The 16,463-nt window shown below is 48.0% G+C and carries 15 protein-coding genes and 1 pseudogene; all 16 read right to left on the reverse strand.

Annotation, left to right across the window (positions count from 1 at the left end):
* Positions 1 to 96: 96 nt before the first annotated feature.
* Positions 97 to 1,203, reverse strand: coding sequence for a peptidylprolyl isomerase (locus tag GQF01_RS15180; RefSeq protein ID WP_235959743.1), 1,107 nt, complete (start codon positions 1,201 to 1,203; stop codon positions 97 to 99).
* A complete protein-coding gene (gene mfd / locus GQF01_RS15185; RefSeq protein ID WP_161407617.1) occupies positions 1,184 to 4,711 on the reverse strand; it encodes a transcription-repair coupling factor in 3,528 nt (1,175 codons plus the stop codon). Before mfd ends, GQF01_RS15180 begins: the two co-directional genes overlap by 20 nt.
* A 95-nt stretch (positions 4,712 to 4,806) precedes the next feature.
* On the reverse strand, positions 4,807 to 5,031 hold the full coding sequence (locus GQF01_RS15190; RefSeq protein ID WP_145669352.1) for an anti-sigma-F factor Fin family protein: 225 nt from the start codon (positions 5,029 to 5,031) through the stop codon (positions 4,807 to 4,809).
* 132 nt (positions 5,032 to 5,163) lie between these two features.
* Complete coding sequence (gene pth / locus GQF01_RS15195; RefSeq protein WP_161407618.1) at positions 5,164 to 5,724, reverse strand: aminoacyl-tRNA hydrolase; 561 nt, start codon at positions 5,722 to 5,724, stop codon at positions 5,164 to 5,166.
* Between the two features lie 393 nt (positions 5,725 to 6,117).
* Complete coding sequence (locus tag GQF01_RS15200; protein ID WP_161407619.1) at positions 6,118 to 6,756, reverse strand: 50S ribosomal protein L25; 639 nt, start codon at positions 6,754 to 6,756, stop codon at positions 6,118 to 6,120.
* A 142-nt stretch (positions 6,757 to 6,898) separates the two neighbouring features.
* Positions 6,899 to 8,302 (reverse strand): bifunctional UDP-N-acetylglucosamine diphosphorylase/glucosamine-1-phosphate N-acetyltransferase GlmU, encoded by a 1,404-nt coding sequence (glmU, locus tag GQF01_RS15205; RefSeq protein ID WP_161407620.1) that lies wholly within the window; start codon positions 8,300 to 8,302, stop codon positions 6,899 to 6,901.
* Between the two features lie 138 nt (positions 8,303 to 8,440).
* A complete protein-coding gene (gene spoVG, locus GQF01_RS15210) occupies positions 8,441 to 8,725 on the reverse strand; it encodes a septation regulator SpoVG (RefSeq protein WP_028557369.1) in 285 nt (94 codons plus the stop codon).
* Between the two features lie 118 nt (positions 8,726 to 8,843).
* Positions 8,844 to 9,227: a RidA family protein gene (locus GQF01_RS15215; protein WP_161407621.1), complete on the reverse strand. Its 384-nt coding sequence runs from the start codon at positions 9,225 to 9,227 to the stop codon at positions 8,844 to 8,846.
* A gap of 4 nt (positions 9,228 to 9,231) precedes the next feature.
* Complete coding sequence (gene purR / locus GQF01_RS15220) at positions 9,232 to 10,068, reverse strand: pur operon repressor (protein ID WP_161407622.1); 837 nt, start codon at positions 10,066 to 10,068, stop codon at positions 9,232 to 9,234.
* Between the two features lie 334 nt (positions 10,069 to 10,402).
* Positions 10,403 to 11,257 (reverse strand): 4-(cytidine 5'-diphospho)-2-C-methyl-D-erythritol kinase, encoded by an 855-nt coding sequence (ispE, locus tag GQF01_RS15225; protein ID WP_161407623.1) that lies wholly within the window; start codon positions 11,255 to 11,257, stop codon positions 10,403 to 10,405.
* A gap of 373 nt (positions 11,258 to 11,630) precedes the next feature.
* Positions 11,631 to 11,801: pseudogene (locus GQF01_RS15230) on the reverse strand (small, acid-soluble spore protein, alpha/beta type); the annotation flags it as partial.
* A 153-nt stretch (positions 11,802 to 11,954) separates the two neighbouring features.
* Positions 11,955 to 12,230, reverse strand: a complete 276-nt coding sequence (veg, locus tag GQF01_RS15235; protein WP_028557365.1) for a biofilm formation stimulator Veg — start codon at positions 12,228 to 12,230, stop codon at positions 11,955 to 11,957.
* 264 nt (positions 12,231 to 12,494) lie between these two features.
* Positions 12,495 to 13,367, reverse strand: coding sequence for a sporulation peptidase YabG (yabG, locus tag GQF01_RS15240; RefSeq protein WP_161407624.1), 873 nt, complete (start codon positions 13,365 to 13,367; stop codon positions 12,495 to 12,497).
* A 55-nt stretch (positions 13,368 to 13,422) separates the two neighbouring features.
* Positions 13,423 to 14,331, reverse strand: a complete 909-nt coding sequence (gene rsmA, locus GQF01_RS15245) for a 16S rRNA (adenine(1518)-N(6)/adenine(1519)-N(6))-dimethyltransferase RsmA (protein ID WP_161407625.1) — start codon at positions 14,329 to 14,331, stop codon at positions 13,423 to 13,425.
* Between the two features lie 47 nt (positions 14,332 to 14,378).
* Positions 14,379 to 14,921, reverse strand: a complete 543-nt coding sequence (gene rnmV / locus GQF01_RS15250; protein WP_161407626.1) for a ribonuclease M5 — start codon at positions 14,919 to 14,921, stop codon at positions 14,379 to 14,381.
* Positions 14,922 to 15,037: 116 nt separating this feature from the next.
* Positions 15,038 to 16,129: a 3D domain-containing protein gene (locus GQF01_RS15255; protein ID WP_202556392.1), complete on the reverse strand. Its 1,092-nt coding sequence runs from the start codon at positions 16,127 to 16,129 to the stop codon at positions 15,038 to 15,040.
* Between the last annotated feature and the right edge of the window lie 334 nt (positions 16,130 to 16,463).

Below are 16,463 nucleotides of genomic sequence, written 5' to 3' on the forward strand. Positions count from 1 at the left end.
CTTTATGTAGCTTTGCATTGCACCCTGCTGTGATTATGTTGTCCAAAAATAACAAATAAAAACAGGATGTCCATATTCGGACATCCTGGTAAGTTCTTACTTTGCCGCCGGGCTTGCTGCTGGGCTCGCTGCTGGACTTGCAGCAGGGCTTGCCGCTGGAGCTGCTTCCGGTTTAGGCAGATTATTCGTTTCGATCAAGTTCGGGTATTCTTTCTCTGCGAACTCAGAAAGGGATTTCTCCGCAAGCTGAGATTTAATTTGTGTTTTAAGGGTATCATCCAGTTGTTTCGTGCTTCTGGATTCTACTTTCATAACATGGTATCCAAAAGAGGATTCCACTGGATCGGAAATTTTGTTCAAAGGAAGTGTGCTTGCTGCTTCTTTAAATTCAGGTACCCATTGATTGATGTCTGCATCTTTATACGTACCGCCAGCATCTTTGGAACCTGGATCATCGGAATATTCTTTCGCTAGAGCCGCGAAATCTCCGCCACTATCCAATTTACCTTTTACTTCTTTCGCTCTTGCCAATGCCTCATCCTTCGTGCGCAGATCTTTCTGAGTAGCTGCATCCTTCAAGGAAATCAGAATGTGGCTAACTGTCGCGACATCAAATGCATGTGCGGCTGCTTGCTCGTTATAGGAATCTTGAACAGCTTTGTCTGTAATTTTGCTTTCCATGCTGCCCATCGTGTAGAAGCTCATTTTCATCAAAGATTCGATATCCTTCAGCTCGATACCGTTGTCTTTCAACTGCTTGTCCATTCCGCCTTCTTGTTTACCGAAGTAATCCGTAATAGCTTTCATTTGCTCCGTCACTTGTTTGTCAGCATCCGCTTTTACTTTGTCATCAGCTTTCGCGGACAACACGCGGAAAGTAACCATTTGCTTCAACATATCTTGTTGAAACCCTGGGTCTGTCATGAACTGCGCCAATTGCGGCGAGAACATTTTGTTCACATTGATGAAAGAGTCAAATTCGCCGCGAGTGATTTTGCCGCCCTCTTTGTAAGTAGCGATCACGTCAGCCGGATTCCCAGTTGCCGTTGCTGCTGCGGATGGGGAAGGTGAAGTCGTTGCTGCACCCTCTCCCTCCTTTTTGCTTCCACAAGCACTAAGTACAGAAAATGCAAGAAGCAATGCCACCATGCCTAATATCCATTTTTTAGAAAAAAGTCGTTTGCTAGTATGATTTGGCAACATCCTTTAATTCCCCTTTCGTTTTCAGAACATCCTTATATTGTACCAAGAACTTCTCCACCAACTCGATGGAGGCTTCTGGCTTCATACCTTTACAGCGAATAACAATATGCAACTGCGGGTCTGCATTGAGCTTGATTCGCCCATCAAAGCCTTTGGACAAATTGAGCAGTTTCTGACCATCCAGCCTGCCATTTTGGTCAATATGCACTTTGATTACGTAATCATCCCCTTTTTGGCTGATCGTTTCAATTCGGTACTCCGCGCCGTATGCTTTCAGGCGAGCCACTGACAGCAAGTTAAACACAGCCTGCGGCAGATCTCCGAACCGATCCACGAGCTCATCATGCAGGTCTGCCGCTTCTTCCAACGTGCGAATCGCGGCCACTTTTTTGTAAATTTCGATCTTTTGCATGCTGTCGTAGATGTAGTCGGATGGCAGGTAAGCATCCAATTGTATATCGATGGAAGTGTTCCATTCCGGTTCCGGCACGGCCGCTTCCCCATCTATTTCTAGTTTCAGCTTTGCAATTTCTTCGGCTAACATTTGTGAGTAGAGGTCGAATCCTACAGAAGCAATGAAGCCATGCTGTTCGGCACCCAGCAAGTTCCCTGCACCGCGAATCGACAAATCCCTCATCGCAATTTTAAAGCCTGAGCCAAGTTCTGTAAACTCTTTAATCGCTTGCAGTCGTTTCTCTGCCACTTCCGTGAGCACTTTATCCCTCTGATACGTGAAATAAGCATACGCTACGCGATTCGATCGCCCTACGCGCCCACGCAGCTGGTACAGCTGGGAAAGCCCCATTTTATCCGCATCATGAACAATGAGCGTATTCACATTCGGGATATCGACCCCCGTCTCGATAATGCTCGTACTGACGAGCACGTCGTATTCCCCGTCAAGGAAATCGAGAATCGTTTTCTCCAGCTCCTGCTCGCCCATCTGACCATGAGCAACCGTGACACGGGCATCCGGAATCATCATCGAGATTTGATCAGCCATCTGCGTAATCCCTTGAACACGGTTGTACAGATAATAAACTTGACCTTCACGCGCCAACTCCCGCTCAATGGCTTCCCGAACCAGTGTCGGTCCATATTCGACCACATAGGTCTGGACAGGGAAACGATTCTCCGGCGGTGTTTCAATAACGGACAAGTCCCGAACGCCGAGCATAGACATATGCAGCGTTCTTGGAATCGGCGTTGCCGTTAGTGTCAGCACGTCGACGTTCGTCTTAAGCCGCTTCAGCTTCTCTTTGTGGGACACACCAAACCGCTGCTCCTCATCAACAATCAGCAAGCCTAGATCCTTGAACTGCACGTCCTGCGACAGCAGTCTGTGCGTTCCAATGACAACGTCAACTGTCCCTTTTTTGACACCCTTCATGACTTCCGTCTGCTCTTTCTTCGAGCGGAAGCGGCTGAGCACCTTCACATTAAACGGATAGCCTGAGAAGCGCTCACGGAATGTCTCATAGTGCTGCTGCGCCAAAATCGTGGTCGGAACCAAGACAGCGACCTGCTTCCCGTCAATTGCCGCCTTAAAGGCTGCACGAACGGCAACTTCCGTCTTCCCGTAACCAACGTCGCCGCAAAGCAAGCGATCCATTGGACGCAATTTCTCCATGTCGTTCTTAATTTCTTCGATTGCACGAAGCTGATCCCGTGTTTCATCGTAAGGGAACATGGCTTCGAACTCGTTCTGATAGGAACTGTCTTTGCTAAATCCATAACCTGTCGTAGCCTGTCGTTCAGCGTAAAGCTTGATCAACTCATCGGCAATATCCTTAACGGATGCCCTTGCCTTGCTCTTCACTCTTGCCCAGTCGGCTCCGCCAAGCTTATAAACCTTCGGTTCTTTCTCTTCGGAACCTACATATTTCTGAATCAGATCGATCTGGTCAATCGGCACAGACAGCTTATCGCCGCCGGCATACATGATATGCAGATAATCTTTATGAATACCGCCCACTTCGAGCGTACCTATACCGACGTATTTACCAATACCATGGTTCACATGAACAACGTAGTCGCCAATTTTAAGCTCTTGATAGCTTTTGATCCGCTCAGCGTTCTCGAGCTTCTTCTCGACCTTACGAGCTTTGCGCTGCTTCTGTGTGAAAATCTCGCCTTCTGTAATAACAACCAAGTGAATGGAAGGCAATTCAAATCCTGTTTGCAGATTGCCATCTACAATCTCAGGCACATCAATCTGATAGTCGTTCAGGACACGCCTTACCCGTTCAGCCCGTTCTTCGCCGTTCGCGAGGAGAATGACGTTGGCCCCGTTTTTCTTCCACCGCTCCATCTCCGCTTTAAGCAAATTCATTTGCCCGTGGAAATTTTGCATAACGCGACTGACGAAGTTCACGATATTTTGCGGTTGAATCCCAACGACCTGACGCAGAAATAAAGACAAATATAACGTTGGAAACGGCCTGCGGTGCAGCAGTGTTTCGTAAGATTTGGACAGCACAAAAGCCGGCAAGCTCTTCCCCTCTGTCAGCGCATGCATCATCCACTCTGCCTCGTCGCGTTCGAGCTGCTTCGCGGTCTCCAGCAAACGAGCCGGTTCGTCGATAATCAGCACTGCATCCTTAGGCATGTAGTCTATGAGGGTCTGTCTTTCCGTATATAAAAGAGAAATATATTTATAAATGCCTGGGAACGTCTGCCCTTCACGGAGCAGCTCAATATCATGTCCGATCCCTTCGAGCAGCTTGTCTTTGGCTGTCCGGTCGGTCATTTTCTCCAGCTGAGCTTGCAGCAGCTCATACGCATGCTGCGCTGCAGATTGTAATCGCTTTCTATCCGCTTGAATCTCACGGCAGGGAGGAATCGTGATCGACTCTAATTTATCTATTGACCGCTGGTCACTTACATCGAAAGTACGAATAGAGTCCACATCAACGTCAAAAAGTTCAATTCGGATCGCATTCTCCGACGTCAGCGGAAACAAATCCAAAATGCCCCCGCGAACACTCATCTCCCCTTTGGTCTCAACCCGCTCCACGCGTTCGTAGCCCAAATTGGATAACGTGCTGAGGAGCTCATCCAGTTGAACGGTATCCCCAACCTTAACGGTTATTCGGGACTCCTCGAAAACTTGCTTAACCGGTAATAATCTGCGCACGCCTGCGAATGGAGCAATCACAATGCCACGGTATCCACCAGCCAGCTTAGTGAGTACGTCAATGCGCTGTGCCAACATCTCCGGACTGGATGCTGCTTCTTCCGCTGTCAGAAGCTCTTGCGAAGGATAGAGCAGAACATCATCTGATGATAGGCATTCTAGCAGATCTTCCGCTATTTTTTGAGCGGCAAACATATTATGAGTAACAATGAATAGCGGGCGCGTTAGCTCTCGCGCAAGAGTTGCAATCATCACTTGCTTGGAGGAACCGGTAAGTCCGGCAACGAGCTGCTCTTTCATCTCGGACCTGATGCCTGACACGATCGTTTGAAAGTCGGTATCCGCAGAAAAAGCCTGAATTAAAGCTTGCAAACAAGTACACTCCTCTCACAAAAAGAAGCCTTGGCACACTTGCCTCGGCTATTAACTCTTCATCTTCATCAAATTAATTCAGCGAAAACATCATGTTACTGCAATGGACTTGCCAGCAAAGACAGCTCTGGATTAGCCTCCAGCGCCTCGCGGCAGTAATCGCAAACAACTCTAACCGTAACATCACCATTCGTGTTATACGATATTATATCTCTACGCTCATCAGGGGTCAAGAAATGGAAGCCCAGTTGTTGCTCCGTTATTGCTTGATTAATTTCCCCGACAAAGGTATGACAATGTCTGCAAATGTACTTAATCATATATGTATGCCTCCTTCGACGATTCGATTACATCCTAGTATGACCATTCTCCGGAGAAATTAGCCGAATGTACCATTGTCATTTTCGAATAAGGACCATGCATATTATGTTTTTAAGACAAGCGGTTCTTGCTTATTTATTAAATTTGCCCATCGTCTTCTCAAAAGGCTCATCCAAGCTCGACACCATCGCATCGCAGATCAGATCCAGCACCCCATCCAGCGACTTCATCTCTTCCTTAGAAAAGTTCGCCAAGACATAATCGGCAATATTATAGCCAGGGGCAGGTCGATTCACGCCAACGCGAATGCGATTGAAATTTTGAGTTCCGGCATGCTGAATTATGGACTTAATCCCATTGTGGCCGCCCGCACTCCCTTGATAACGAAGCCTGATCTGGCCGAAAGGCGTATCCATATCATCATATATAATGACGATATCCTCCACCTTCAGTTTATAAAAGTCCAAGATTGCTCTCATCGACTCACCTGACAGATTCATATACGTCATCGGCTTCAATAGAAATACTTTCGTGCCGTTCACGTTCCCCTCTCCCAGATGTCCCTTACCCTTATTCTGAAAAGAGTTTATCCCCCATTTGGCGGCAAAACGATCTATGGCCATGAACCCAACATTATGTCGATTCATCTCATATTGCTTTCCCGGGTTACCCAGTCCGATAAAACATTTCATTTTCTTCCAGTTCCTCCTAGCCATTTACTAAAAAAAATCCTTGGCGTAACCTGCATCTTAAGGTTATTGTTTACCTATATGTTACTAAAATGAACCATCAAATCCATAACTGCGGGTGAATCAGCGAATATGTATCTAAACGGTCAACAACTTACAAGCGATCATCATTTTCAAGATCATATAGATGCCGGTATTCCCGTCCAAGTATACTATCAAAACCTACATAAGGATATAGGCTATATTGAATTTTACAGCCCTCATTTTATAAAAATCAATAATACGTTTTATAACAGAAATACGCATTTTGTTGTCTCCCGACCTGGGTATTAACGGAAGAAAGAGGAAAAACAAAGGATACCCTTTGCACAGCGGCGCGGGTACCCTTCCTTAATTCTATACGGTCTGCTCTTCTTTCGCTTCTTCACTAGCCTCGCTCGGCTTATCCTCTTTGCCTTGAGCAACAACTTCCTCAGGAGCCTCTTTCTGAGGCGCCAGAATCGTGAGAACAAGCTCACCCGGATCAGACTTCACTTCAATTGTTCCTGGCACGCTAAGTTCACTGACCAGCATATTCTCTCCGATGCCTACTTTGGAGATGTCTACGGTGATAGACGCCGGTATCTGGTTCGGTAAGCAGCGGATTTCCAGCTCATGCAATTGAATCTGCAGAATGCCGCCTTCCTTCGCCCCCACAGCATCCCCAACGAACTCCAGCGTGACTACCGTTCTGACCGGCTCATCCATATTGATTTGATGGAAATCAACATGGAGCAGCTCCCGATTCAGCGGGTTACGCTGTATTTCATTAATCATAACCGGCTGCTTGCCGCCGCCATCCGGCATCTCAAGTTCAATAACGGCGTGCGGGCTTTTGCGGAGCAGCGCCACCAATTCCTTCTGATCGACGGTTATGACCGTAGCAGCCACCTTTTTGCCATACACGACCGCAGGCACCTTGCCTTTTACACGCAGTTGTTTGATATCGTTTTTCGTTGTGTCCTTGCGGGCTTCCGCTTTCAGTGACAATGCCATAAGAAAAAGAACCTCCTAAGAATTTTGCTCAGCACACTTACTTTCGTAAACGACGCCAAGTGGGTAACAGCTAGTTTATAGCGTACCCAACCTTAAGAGATTCCATCCAAAATCACCCTTGTCAGGGAGATTTAACGTTTTCCTATTCCTTTGTTGCTTTGTTTTCTTTCTTCGCCTTCATCCGGCCTTTGATTTTATCGGCATAGCCCGGTTTGTTCGTTTGTCTTTCCCTCGCAATAGCCAGATCCCCATCGTTCACAGCATGTGTAATCGTAGAACCTGCCACAACGTAAGCGCCATTGCCGATTTTCACAGGTGCAATCAAATTCACATTACTACCCACGAACGCATCGTTCCCGATTTCCGTTAAATTCTTGTTGAAGCCATCGTAGTTCACCGTAATCGCGCCGCAGCCAATGTTCACATTTGTACCGACAATCGCGTCACCTACATAGCTTAAGTGGGATACTTTCGAACCGTCGCCAAGCTTCGCATTCTTGATTTCGACGAAATCGCCAATCTTCACTTGCTTCCCGATGTCCGCTCCAGGCCTCAAATACGCAAAAGGCCCTACACTAGCTTCATTATCCACATAAGCCTCTTGCAGAACAGATTGCTTAATCGTAACGTCATCTTTCACCACAGAATCGATAATCTCAGTTTGGGGTCCGATCGTACACTGCTCGCCAATGATTGTTTTCCCGCGCAAAATTGTACCTGGCAGCAGGACAGTGTCCGCTCCGATCACAACATCCCTCTCGATATACGTGTTCGCAGGATCAACGATCGTAACCCCGTTCAGCATATGTTCACGGTTAATGCGCACTTTGAACAAGCGTTCTGCTTCAGCAAGCGCAACTCGATCGTTGACACCGATAGATTCCGCAGCATCCGCCATGCAGTAACCTTGCACAGTTTCCCCTGCACTTGTCATAATACCGACGACATCTGTCAGGTAGTATTCGTTCTGAGCATTGTTGTTTGTGACAGAGCCCAGTGCCTTGAAGAGTTTCCGGTTATCGAAAATATAAGTGCCTGTATTAATCTCCTGAACAGCCGCTTCCTCGCTGTTGCAGTCTTTCTGTTCAACTATTCGCGCAACTCTGCCATCTTCACCGCGAATGACTCGGCCATAGCCTTGCGGCTCATCGAGCTTCGCTGTCAGGATCGTAGCCGACGCACCTGAACGCTGATGAAGTTCAATCGTATTCTTAAGCGTTACATCCGAAATCAGTGGCGTATCTCCGCAAATGACAACCGTCATTCCGTCTTCATCGCCAAGCAAATCCTTGGCTTGCAGTACCGCATGACCAGTCCCGCACTGCTTCTCCTGCAGGGCGTACTCAACTTGATCTCCAAGATAGCTCTGTACCGCTTCTGCCCCGAATCCCACGATAACCATCGTTCTTGTTACATCTATTTGCTTAAGCGTGTCTACGACATGCCCCACCATCGGTTTGCCTGCAACGGGATGAAGCACCTTATACAGCTTCGATTTCATTCGTTTACCTTGTCCTGCCGCTAACACAATCGCCATGAGCTTCAAAGACTATCCAACCCCTTTATTATAAATAGCTTTATGGTTTATGCCTAAATAATCTAGTTATCAGTTCTTTACCAAATATAGCATCAAAGCCACCCAAAAGAAAAGAGAGCCCATAAGGGCTCTCTCAATTAATATACGTTATGCACCCTCTTCAATAACCTCTTCTTCTACCGCTGCACGGTCGTATTCAGCTAAAACGGCAGCCTGAATTTTCTCACGGGTAGTAGAAGAAATTGGATGAGCGATATCTCGGAACTCCCCATCCGGCGTTCGTTTGCTTGGCATCGCCACGAACATACCGTTATTCCCATCGATAACACGTATGTCGTGTACTACGAACTCATTATCGATAGTTATGGAAGCAATTGCCTTCATCCTCCCCTCGGAGTTGACCCGGCGGAGCCTTACATCTGTAATTTGCACTTGTGTTCACCACCTTTTTCCATCTCTGAGACTTGGGTGTAATATTCCACATCGTTGTGCAAATTCCTTCTTATTTTTTTGAAATTTTCGATAATTTTATACAATCTTAATGTTACTGTTAAATTTCGACAGGAATCACAGCAATTAACTCTATTTCGACAAAAACATCACGTGGCAATCTTGCCACTTCGACAGTCGATCTAGCCGGTTTGTGATCTCCAAAGTAGGTGCCATAAATCTCATTCAGCTCAGCGAATTGATTCATGTCCTTCAAGAAAACAGTTGCTTTCACAACTTGGCCAAAAGATGTGCCCGCTGCTTCCAACACGCCTTTCAAATTAGCGAACACTTGATGTGCTTGCTCCTTAATGCCGCCCTCTACGATTTGCCCATCCAAACCGAGCGGGATTTGTCCCGAAGTAAACAGCAAGTTTCCGAGCTTAACGGCTTGCGAGTAAGGTCCGATAGCAGCAGGCGCTGCCGTTGTTGAGATGAATTCCATCGTTTTATGCGTCTCCTTTTTTACTATCAAAATAATTACCTGGTTCTACCGTGATTTGCTTGGTCTTGGAATCTACGCCAAACAATCGGGCCAGCGATACGTATTGATCTACTAAACGCTCTTCCACTTCAACAGATTCCATGAAGACGCCAACCCCTTGGACTGAGGCCTTGAATTCCGCCAGCAAATCCATCATGCCGTGAATGGTTCCGCCAACATGCATGAAATCGTCGATGATAAGCACCTTGGATTCTTCTTTCAGTGCGCGTCTTGCGAGCGACATGGTCTGAATACGCTTGTTCGAGCCCGAAACATAGTTAATGCTTACGGCCGAACCTTCTGTTACCCGGCTATCCCTGCGAACGATAACAACGGGTAAATTCATATAAGTAGCCGTCGCGTACGCGAGCGGAATACCTTTCGTTTCCACGGTCATAATCACATCGATATCACGCCCTGCGAACGCAGAGGCAAACGTTTTGCCAATTTCATTTAAATACTGGGGCTGCCCCATGATATCAGACATATATAAGTAACCGCCAGGCAGGATCCGTTCAGGTTGCTGCAACTGCAAGCAGAGCTGATCTATAAACTTCAATGAAGTTTCCTTAGGTACCTTCGGTGAAAACTTCACACCACCGGCTGCGCCCGCAAGCGTTTGCAGTTCGCCGAGTCCTTCTTCTTCAAAAACTTCTTTAATAATCGCCAAATCCTCACTAATCGAGGATTTCGCTGAGTTGTAACGCTCGGCAAAAGTCGTTAAAGGAATTAACGAATGGGGGCGAAATAACAAGTATTGCGTCATTTCTACCAGCCTAGCGCTCCTTTTCAGCTTTTTCATCGCACTACCCCCCAAAAATCCGAATAATATAAAGAAAATATACCACTTTTATACGTATTTATTCAAGCTTCACATGAAAATTAACTTGACATAAATGTGACATGATACTAACACGAAAGAAAACACTCCCCGGAGGGTGAATATTTCCACAAAAAAGCGCCGCCTAGGCATGCACCTGACGGCTTTATTGCTGTTGCTTTATGCAACAATCAGACAACAAGACAACAAGAGAACGGGAAACCCAGGAATCTTCCAAGAGGAGTTAAGCGCTGCCCCTACATCAATCCCGTTAAAAAAGAGCCCCCTCAGGGCCCCCTGCACACAATTCCACATGCTAGGTCAACATCCGCACCGCATAAACATCCTTACAAAACCCTCGAAGGCCATTGTAAATACGAGGCACCTTCGCTTCCTTGGAGACAAGCCCGAACACCGTTGGCCCGCTTCCGGACATTAACACGCCATCTGCGCCTAGACGCTGCATGCATTCTTTCAATTGTCTAACCTCGGGGTAGAGATCCAGCGTCACTTCCTCCAGCACGTTGCCGAGGTTTCCGCAGAGCTGATCAAACTGCTTCTCGCGAATCGCCTTCAGCACGTTCGCTGTTGAAGGGTGATTCTTAATCTCACGGGCGTTCAGCTTGCCGTAGATCTCCGATGTGGACACATTGATGGGAGGCTTGGCCAAAACAACCCAACATTGCGGCGGCGAGACAATCGGCTCTAGCTTTTCTCCGCGTCCTCTGGCGACAGCCGTCCCTCCCGTTACACAAAAAGGCACATCCGAGCCAAGCTCAGCGCCAAGCACTTGCAGCTCCTCCATAGGGATGTTTAAATTCCAAAGTCGATTCAAACCCCTAAGCGTTGCTGCTGCGTCACTGCTGCCCCCTGCAAGTCCTGCAGCCACGGGGATCTTTTTGTCCAAGTGAATGTACACGCCTTGTTTAACGTCATAGCGATCCTTAATAAGCCGCGCAGCCTGAAAGGCTAAGTTCTTCTCATCCAACGGAATATAGCCCGCTTGACTGGAAATAATGATCGTATCTCGTGAAAGCTCCTGCATTTCAATGCGATCGGCCAAGTCAACCATCGTCATGACCATCTCTACTTCATGATAACCATCTGGTCTTTTATGTAAAACATCTAAGGATAAATTAATTTTAGCCGGTGCTTTCTCAAAAATCTTCATCAGGATCACCTTCTTTTGCTCGTTTGCCGTTAAAATATTATAACAAAAGCGCAAAAAAAAAGCTAAAGCATTCGCTTTAGCTGTAGTAGGGGCGCCTTTCTCCTTGCACCGTCTGATGGGACGCTGTTGGCAGGGGATTCCATCCTGCTTGCGACTGCCCATTTGGTGTAGATGAGGCGTACATGTTTTGGGAATTAGCAGACGTGTAGGAAGGTGTAAAGGTCGCCGTTTGCTGTCCAAAGGGTTGTTGCGTCTGTACAACCCGTTGATTCTGCATAGGTGCTTGGGTGTAGCTAGGCTGTGTATAGCTTGGCTGAGTGTAGCTATTCTGACCGTAGGATGTTTGGGTAGGGGACGGCGCAGAGGCTGCATACTGCTTCGCCAACTGTTCCTCCGCAATCTGAATTGCCCGTTTTACCATATTCCCTGCATCTTTGGTACGAATCCCTTCCCAACCCTCACGCTGGACGACATCATAAAACCCTAGATCCTTCGCTAACTCATTTTTAAAGCTTTCGGACATAACTCCTCTTCTGCGACTCATAATAAAACCTCCTTTTCCTGAGCTTAGATGAGCTTTGGTTGAACCAAGCTGGCAACGTAAGCGTAAAGTAAGGTTAGTATGCCCAGTCGCACCAGGTCCATTCAAATGCAAAAACAGACCCTAGGGTCTGCTCATTATAGAAACTTATTAAGCTTAATGTTGGATATAGGTGATACGAACCTGACCATCATCATTACATACCGTAACCTCAACAGATTCGGTAAGAATGTCGGCGTAGCTGTATGACACTCGTTTAAAGGCGTGTGATTCTTGGTCAAGCTTCACGATAAACACAGAAGGGTAGGTTTCTTCTAAAACACCGGAACGTTCGACTGTCTTTCGACGGCCACCATTCGCTCTCAACATGATCTTCTGCCCGACGTGGGGCTCCAAACTGCGTTTGATTTCCAACAGCGCATTTTTTGCCATTGTCAACTACCACCTCTTTCCTTGTTAATTATAACCCATCCTGACAAGCATGTCAAACAGGGTCAAATATTATATCAGCACCATAATCCAGTTGTCAACGGCATTTTCACCTATTTACCGAATTCCCCATTGTACAGGTTGTCTCCAAAGTTCGCAAATTATTCACACTTTTCCAATAAAAAAAGAACACTCCCCTGCCGCCCCCTCCGGAGAGTGAAGCAGTAGGCAAGTGTCCTTGTAAAAAAACCATGTACAAGCAGGGATTTACGCATGCTCATCTGTGTGCTGAATACCGGGAACACCCATTCGATAGCTCCCTCTAGTCTCTACACCACCCAGCCCATCAAGACCCGTCACCGTCAAATCCATAATATCTAACATCGATATCGTGTCCTTCACGGAGGTGTAAGATAACTTAGCGGCGATGCACAGCGGGTCTAGCGCATGGATGAGTATGCGCGCAGGCGAACTCGCGAAATTAGCCCCAGCCCGAAGCAATGCCTCAAAATGAGACTGGCAAGCTCCAGCTACAACAATCATCGCATCGCGATTGCGTTCATACTGCCGTGCTACTTGAACGGCGTTAACGAAGTTCTGTGAATTCTTATAGCTAGACAAACCGCCAGGTCCAGCAGCTTTACGATGCTTAAGTATTCCGTCATGCCCCGTGATGACGACAATATCCGGCTTAATTTGCGGAAGCAGCCGGTGGAGCGCATCGGCCATCTGAGCCTCGGGAATATAGAAACCCTCAGCGGGCACGCGAAGTTCTCCGTAGAGCTGCATGCTTTTGCGCAGATAGGTTGGATCTCCATCCAAGTGCAGCACTTTACCCGGGACTTCAAAGTATCCCGCGTTCACTTTCTGATTATGGCCAACCGAGTGTTGATTCTTCTCTTGGAGCTGCACTTGGGCAACCGCCAGCCTTCGCAGTGATTCGCGAAATTCGGGCGAACTCGACCTGGGATGGTCCATCGACTCTGTCGGGTTCGTCAGGGTTAAGTCTACTAAAGGCGCATCCGCAAGCAGTCGGTAATCGACGCCGCGCAAGACAGCCTTCAGTTGATCGATACGTTCAATCTTAAACATGACGTCGCCGCCATAGGATTTACGGGTTACAAAATCACCTTGCCTCATCGCACAAATCCCCTCCATGGGTTATCCTATGGCGGGGCTGGGCATTTGGTGCGGGTTATTTACAGCCGTGCGCGCTAAGCGCAGTCGACAAGCGCGCGAATTCTTCCATACTGAGCGTCTCACCGCGGCGCGAAGGCTCGATGTTGATGCTATGGAGCAGAGCTTCCAGCTCCGGTTTGTTTTCTTTGGTAAAGAACCGCGCAGCCAGGTTGTTGTACAAGGTTTTGCGCCGCTGGACGAAGGACGCCTGGACGACAGTGAAGAAGAAGTCCACGTCCGCCACCTCGACCGGCGGGGTTTTGCGCACACGCAGCCGTATAACGGCAGAGTCCACGTTCGGCTGCGGCACAAAGACGGTGCGTGGCACGATCGTGACAAGCTCCGGCTCGCAGTGGAACTGAACGGCAATGCTGAGGCTGCCGTAATCTTTGGTGCCCGGGCGAGCCGCCATGCGGTCGGCCACCTCTTTTTGAATCATCACGACGATGTTCTCCAAGGGAAGCTTCTCTTCGAGAAGCTTCATAATAATCGGCGTCGTGATGTAGTACGGCAGATTGGCGACGACACTGACGCCATCAAGCCCGTCAAAGTGCTGCCGGAACAATTCCGGCAGGTCGGTCTTCAATATATCGCCATGCACGACACTCGCATGCGGATAAGGCTCCAGCGTCTCGCCCAGGATAGGCAGGAGGCGCTGATCGATCTCCACGGCCAAGACGCGCCCTGCGAGCTTGGCCAGCTGCTGGGTGAGTGCCCCGATGCCAGGGCCGACTTCCAGCGCGCCCTTGTTAGGCCCAAGCTCAGCGGCCGAAACAATCTTGCCCAGGATGTTCTGGTCAATCAGGAAGTTCTGACCCAAGCTCTTTTTGAGCACGAGATTATGCTTTTTAATAATTTGTTTCGTCTTACTGGGTGTTGCGACATCTTCCGCTGTTACAATCACTTCATTGCCGGGTATAGTCATTTTGTAGCCCTCATTTATCTATAGGTTCTGAATTCCACTATTTTACGCTAGACCTTCGGTGCCAGATGCTCCAAGGCTGCCTCAAATTCCTCACGCGAGATCTGGAACATCGCACATCGCTTATAAAATTGCTTGCCATTGCAGTAGCCGATGCCAAGCGCATTGCCAACAACGAGTCGGCGGGAAGCCGCCTCTGGGTGAACGATCAGCCCCGCGGCCATAAGATCCTCCATGGTAAGCTGTGACACAGCCCCGTCGTACTCTGTCCGCAGGTTCTGGAGCGCCTCCCGGACAATCTCCGGCGCTGCGTTCTCCACACCAATGTCGCCTTTATACTCAGCCTGCTGCTGCGTAATAAAGGCATGCTTGCAGCCTGGCACCTTGGCTGCCACAATCTTCCGTATCCGCTCACCTGCGTGATCCGGATCCGTAAATATAATGACGCCTCTGCGCTGCTGTGCGAGGGCTATTCGCTTCAATACGGCTTGCCCGATGGCAGAGCCGCCTGTCTCTATCGTATCCGCCTCGACGGCTCGGCGAATCGCTGCCGTGTCGTCCTTGCCTTCAACGACAATGACTTCCTTAATCATAATCAGTTCCCTTCCCAGTACGCAGAAAAAGAAGAGGGGTTCCCTCTTCTTTCGCCCAGGCTGCTTGCCTGGCAACGTATATTGACATTGTTCCCGCTGAAACAGACGTTTACACGTTAATTTTCAGACGGCTTTTTCGGTCCTACAACATAGACCGTGTAACCTTGCTTCGTTCCGAATTTATTGGCATAGCCATGATCTTCAAAGTAAACATCGATCATTTGGCCTTTCACACCGCTACCGATATCCTCAGCACGACGGAAGCCAACGCCCTCAATGTAAACCCACCAACCCAGTGGGATAACTTTCGGATCAACCGCAATCGTTCTGCCTTCAGTAACCGTAGTTCCTGTATACGTCTTACCGTACCCAGGAGTACCCTCGGATTTCCCTGTCGAATCGGCTCCCGCTGAATAAGCCGTGAGCTTCACATTCTTAAGGATTTGTTTATACCCGAATGTCACGCCATTCTTAGAAACCTCATCCACACTAGGGGATGATGACGATAGAACAACGACGGGATTCTTCGTGCCAACGGACACTACTTTTTTAACGCTTTGTTCCTGTACTTCTTGACCTACAACAGCTTCCGCGACTAGCACGCCATCTTCATAAGTCTTTTCTTTCTTTTTCAGAAGTACGCCCTCTTTACCTTCTTGAACGACCTGCTCTTTACCTTTAAGCAGCGATGCATCACTTTTCTTCTCCGTGTCGAATGCAATCGACTCTGTTACTTCTTCCGTCTCTTTTTTGACACGGACGATTTTGATTTCATCGCCTGTGCTCAAAGAGGATGTCGGTTCGGGAGTCAGCTTATCGTGCTCCCCAAGTGCAATATGTAAACGTTGCAATGCACTTTCAACCGTTCTTGCAGTTGTGTAAACAGTGGTGGTCTTTCCATCAGCAGTCAATTGAATTGGAGAAGCGTGTTCGATGACGAATTTGTCCCCGCCCTTGATTGTAGCAGTAGGGTCTGCAGATATTTCATCGTGTTCACCAATCGTTATGGCTTGTTCATCCAGTAGGCGTTGCAGGACCCATTGCTTCGTGTGCACAACGGTTTCTTGTCCATTCACAACCACGGATACGCTCTTGGTAGCCGTACCGTACAACAACACCAAAAACATGAAAGTCATTGCGATTGAGATTATAGCCAGGCTTAAAATCAAACGCAAGTTTTCATGCTTCCATCGCAATGCGAAGGACATGCTGGATGATCGTTTTACATGGGTCTCGCTAAAAGAGATACTGCCCACTTCTTCGGTCCTCCTTCAAAGCCTCGCCGCCAGGTTACAGCATGATTAAATTTGACGCGACTAAGGTTTTTAATTTAACTTAACGTGTCGTCCATCGGCAGCTGCTTAGAAACGGCTGCGTTCTGGTCGTCCCACCCCGCTTTGCTATTCATCATCCTATGAATTCCGGGCTGTGATTCATCGTCCGAAACAGTTAAAGGTCCTTATGGGGACAAAAAGCCAGCAAGAAGAGGACTCTTCTCGCTGGCTTAGTTTGCATAGTAAAAATACACAAATAGCACGAACG

Source organism: Paenibacillus silvestris (assembly GCF_009882985.1).
Taxonomy (GTDB): domain Bacteria; phylum Bacillota; class Bacilli; order Paenibacillales; family NBRC-103111; genus Paenibacillus_E; species Paenibacillus_E silvestris.

Coding starts and splice junctions, on each gene's coding strand:
- GQF01_RS15255 (WP_202556392.1), bottom strand. CDS start 16,129: ATGTCCTTCGCATTGCGATGGAAGCATGAAAACTTGCGTTTGATTTTA.
- rnmV (WP_161407626.1), bottom strand. CDS start 14,921: ATGATTAAGGAAGTCATTGTCGTTGAAGGCAAGGACGACACGGCAGCG.
- purR (WP_161407622.1), bottom strand. CDS start 10,068: ATGAAAAAGCTGAAAAGGAGCGCTAGGCTGGTAGAAATGACGCAATAC.
- yabG (WP_161407624.1), bottom strand. CDS start 13,367: ATGAGGCAAGGTGATTTTGTAACCCGTAAATCCTATGGCGGCGACGTC.
- ispE (WP_161407623.1), bottom strand. CDS start 11,257: ATGAAGATTTTTGAGAAAGCACCGGCTAAAATTAATTTATCCTTAGAT.
- rsmA (WP_161407625.1), bottom strand. CDS start 14,331: ATGACTATACCCGGCAATGAAGTGATTGTAACAGCGGAAGATGTCGCA.
- GQF01_RS15215 (WP_161407621.1), bottom strand. CDS start 9,227: ATGGAATTCATCTCAACAACGGCAGCGCCTGCTGCTATCGGACCTTAC.
- pth (WP_161407618.1), bottom strand. CDS start 5,724: ATGAAATGTTTTATCGGACTGGGTAACCCGGGAAAGCAATATGAGATG.
- GQF01_RS15180 (WP_235959743.1), bottom strand. CDS start 1,203: ATGTTGCCAAATCATACTAGCAAACGACTTTTTTCTAAAAAATGGATA.
- GQF01_RS15190 (WP_145669352.1), bottom strand. CDS start 5,031: ATGATTAAGTACATTTGCAGACATTGTCATACCTTTGTCGGGGAAATT.
- GQF01_RS15200 (WP_161407619.1), bottom strand. CDS start 6,756: ATGGCATTGTCACTGAAAGCGGAAGCCCGCAAGGACACAACGAAAAAC.
- veg (WP_028557365.1), bottom strand. CDS start 12,230: ATGGCAAAAAATGCGCTGTTGGAAATCAAACGCAGTTTGGAGCCCCAC.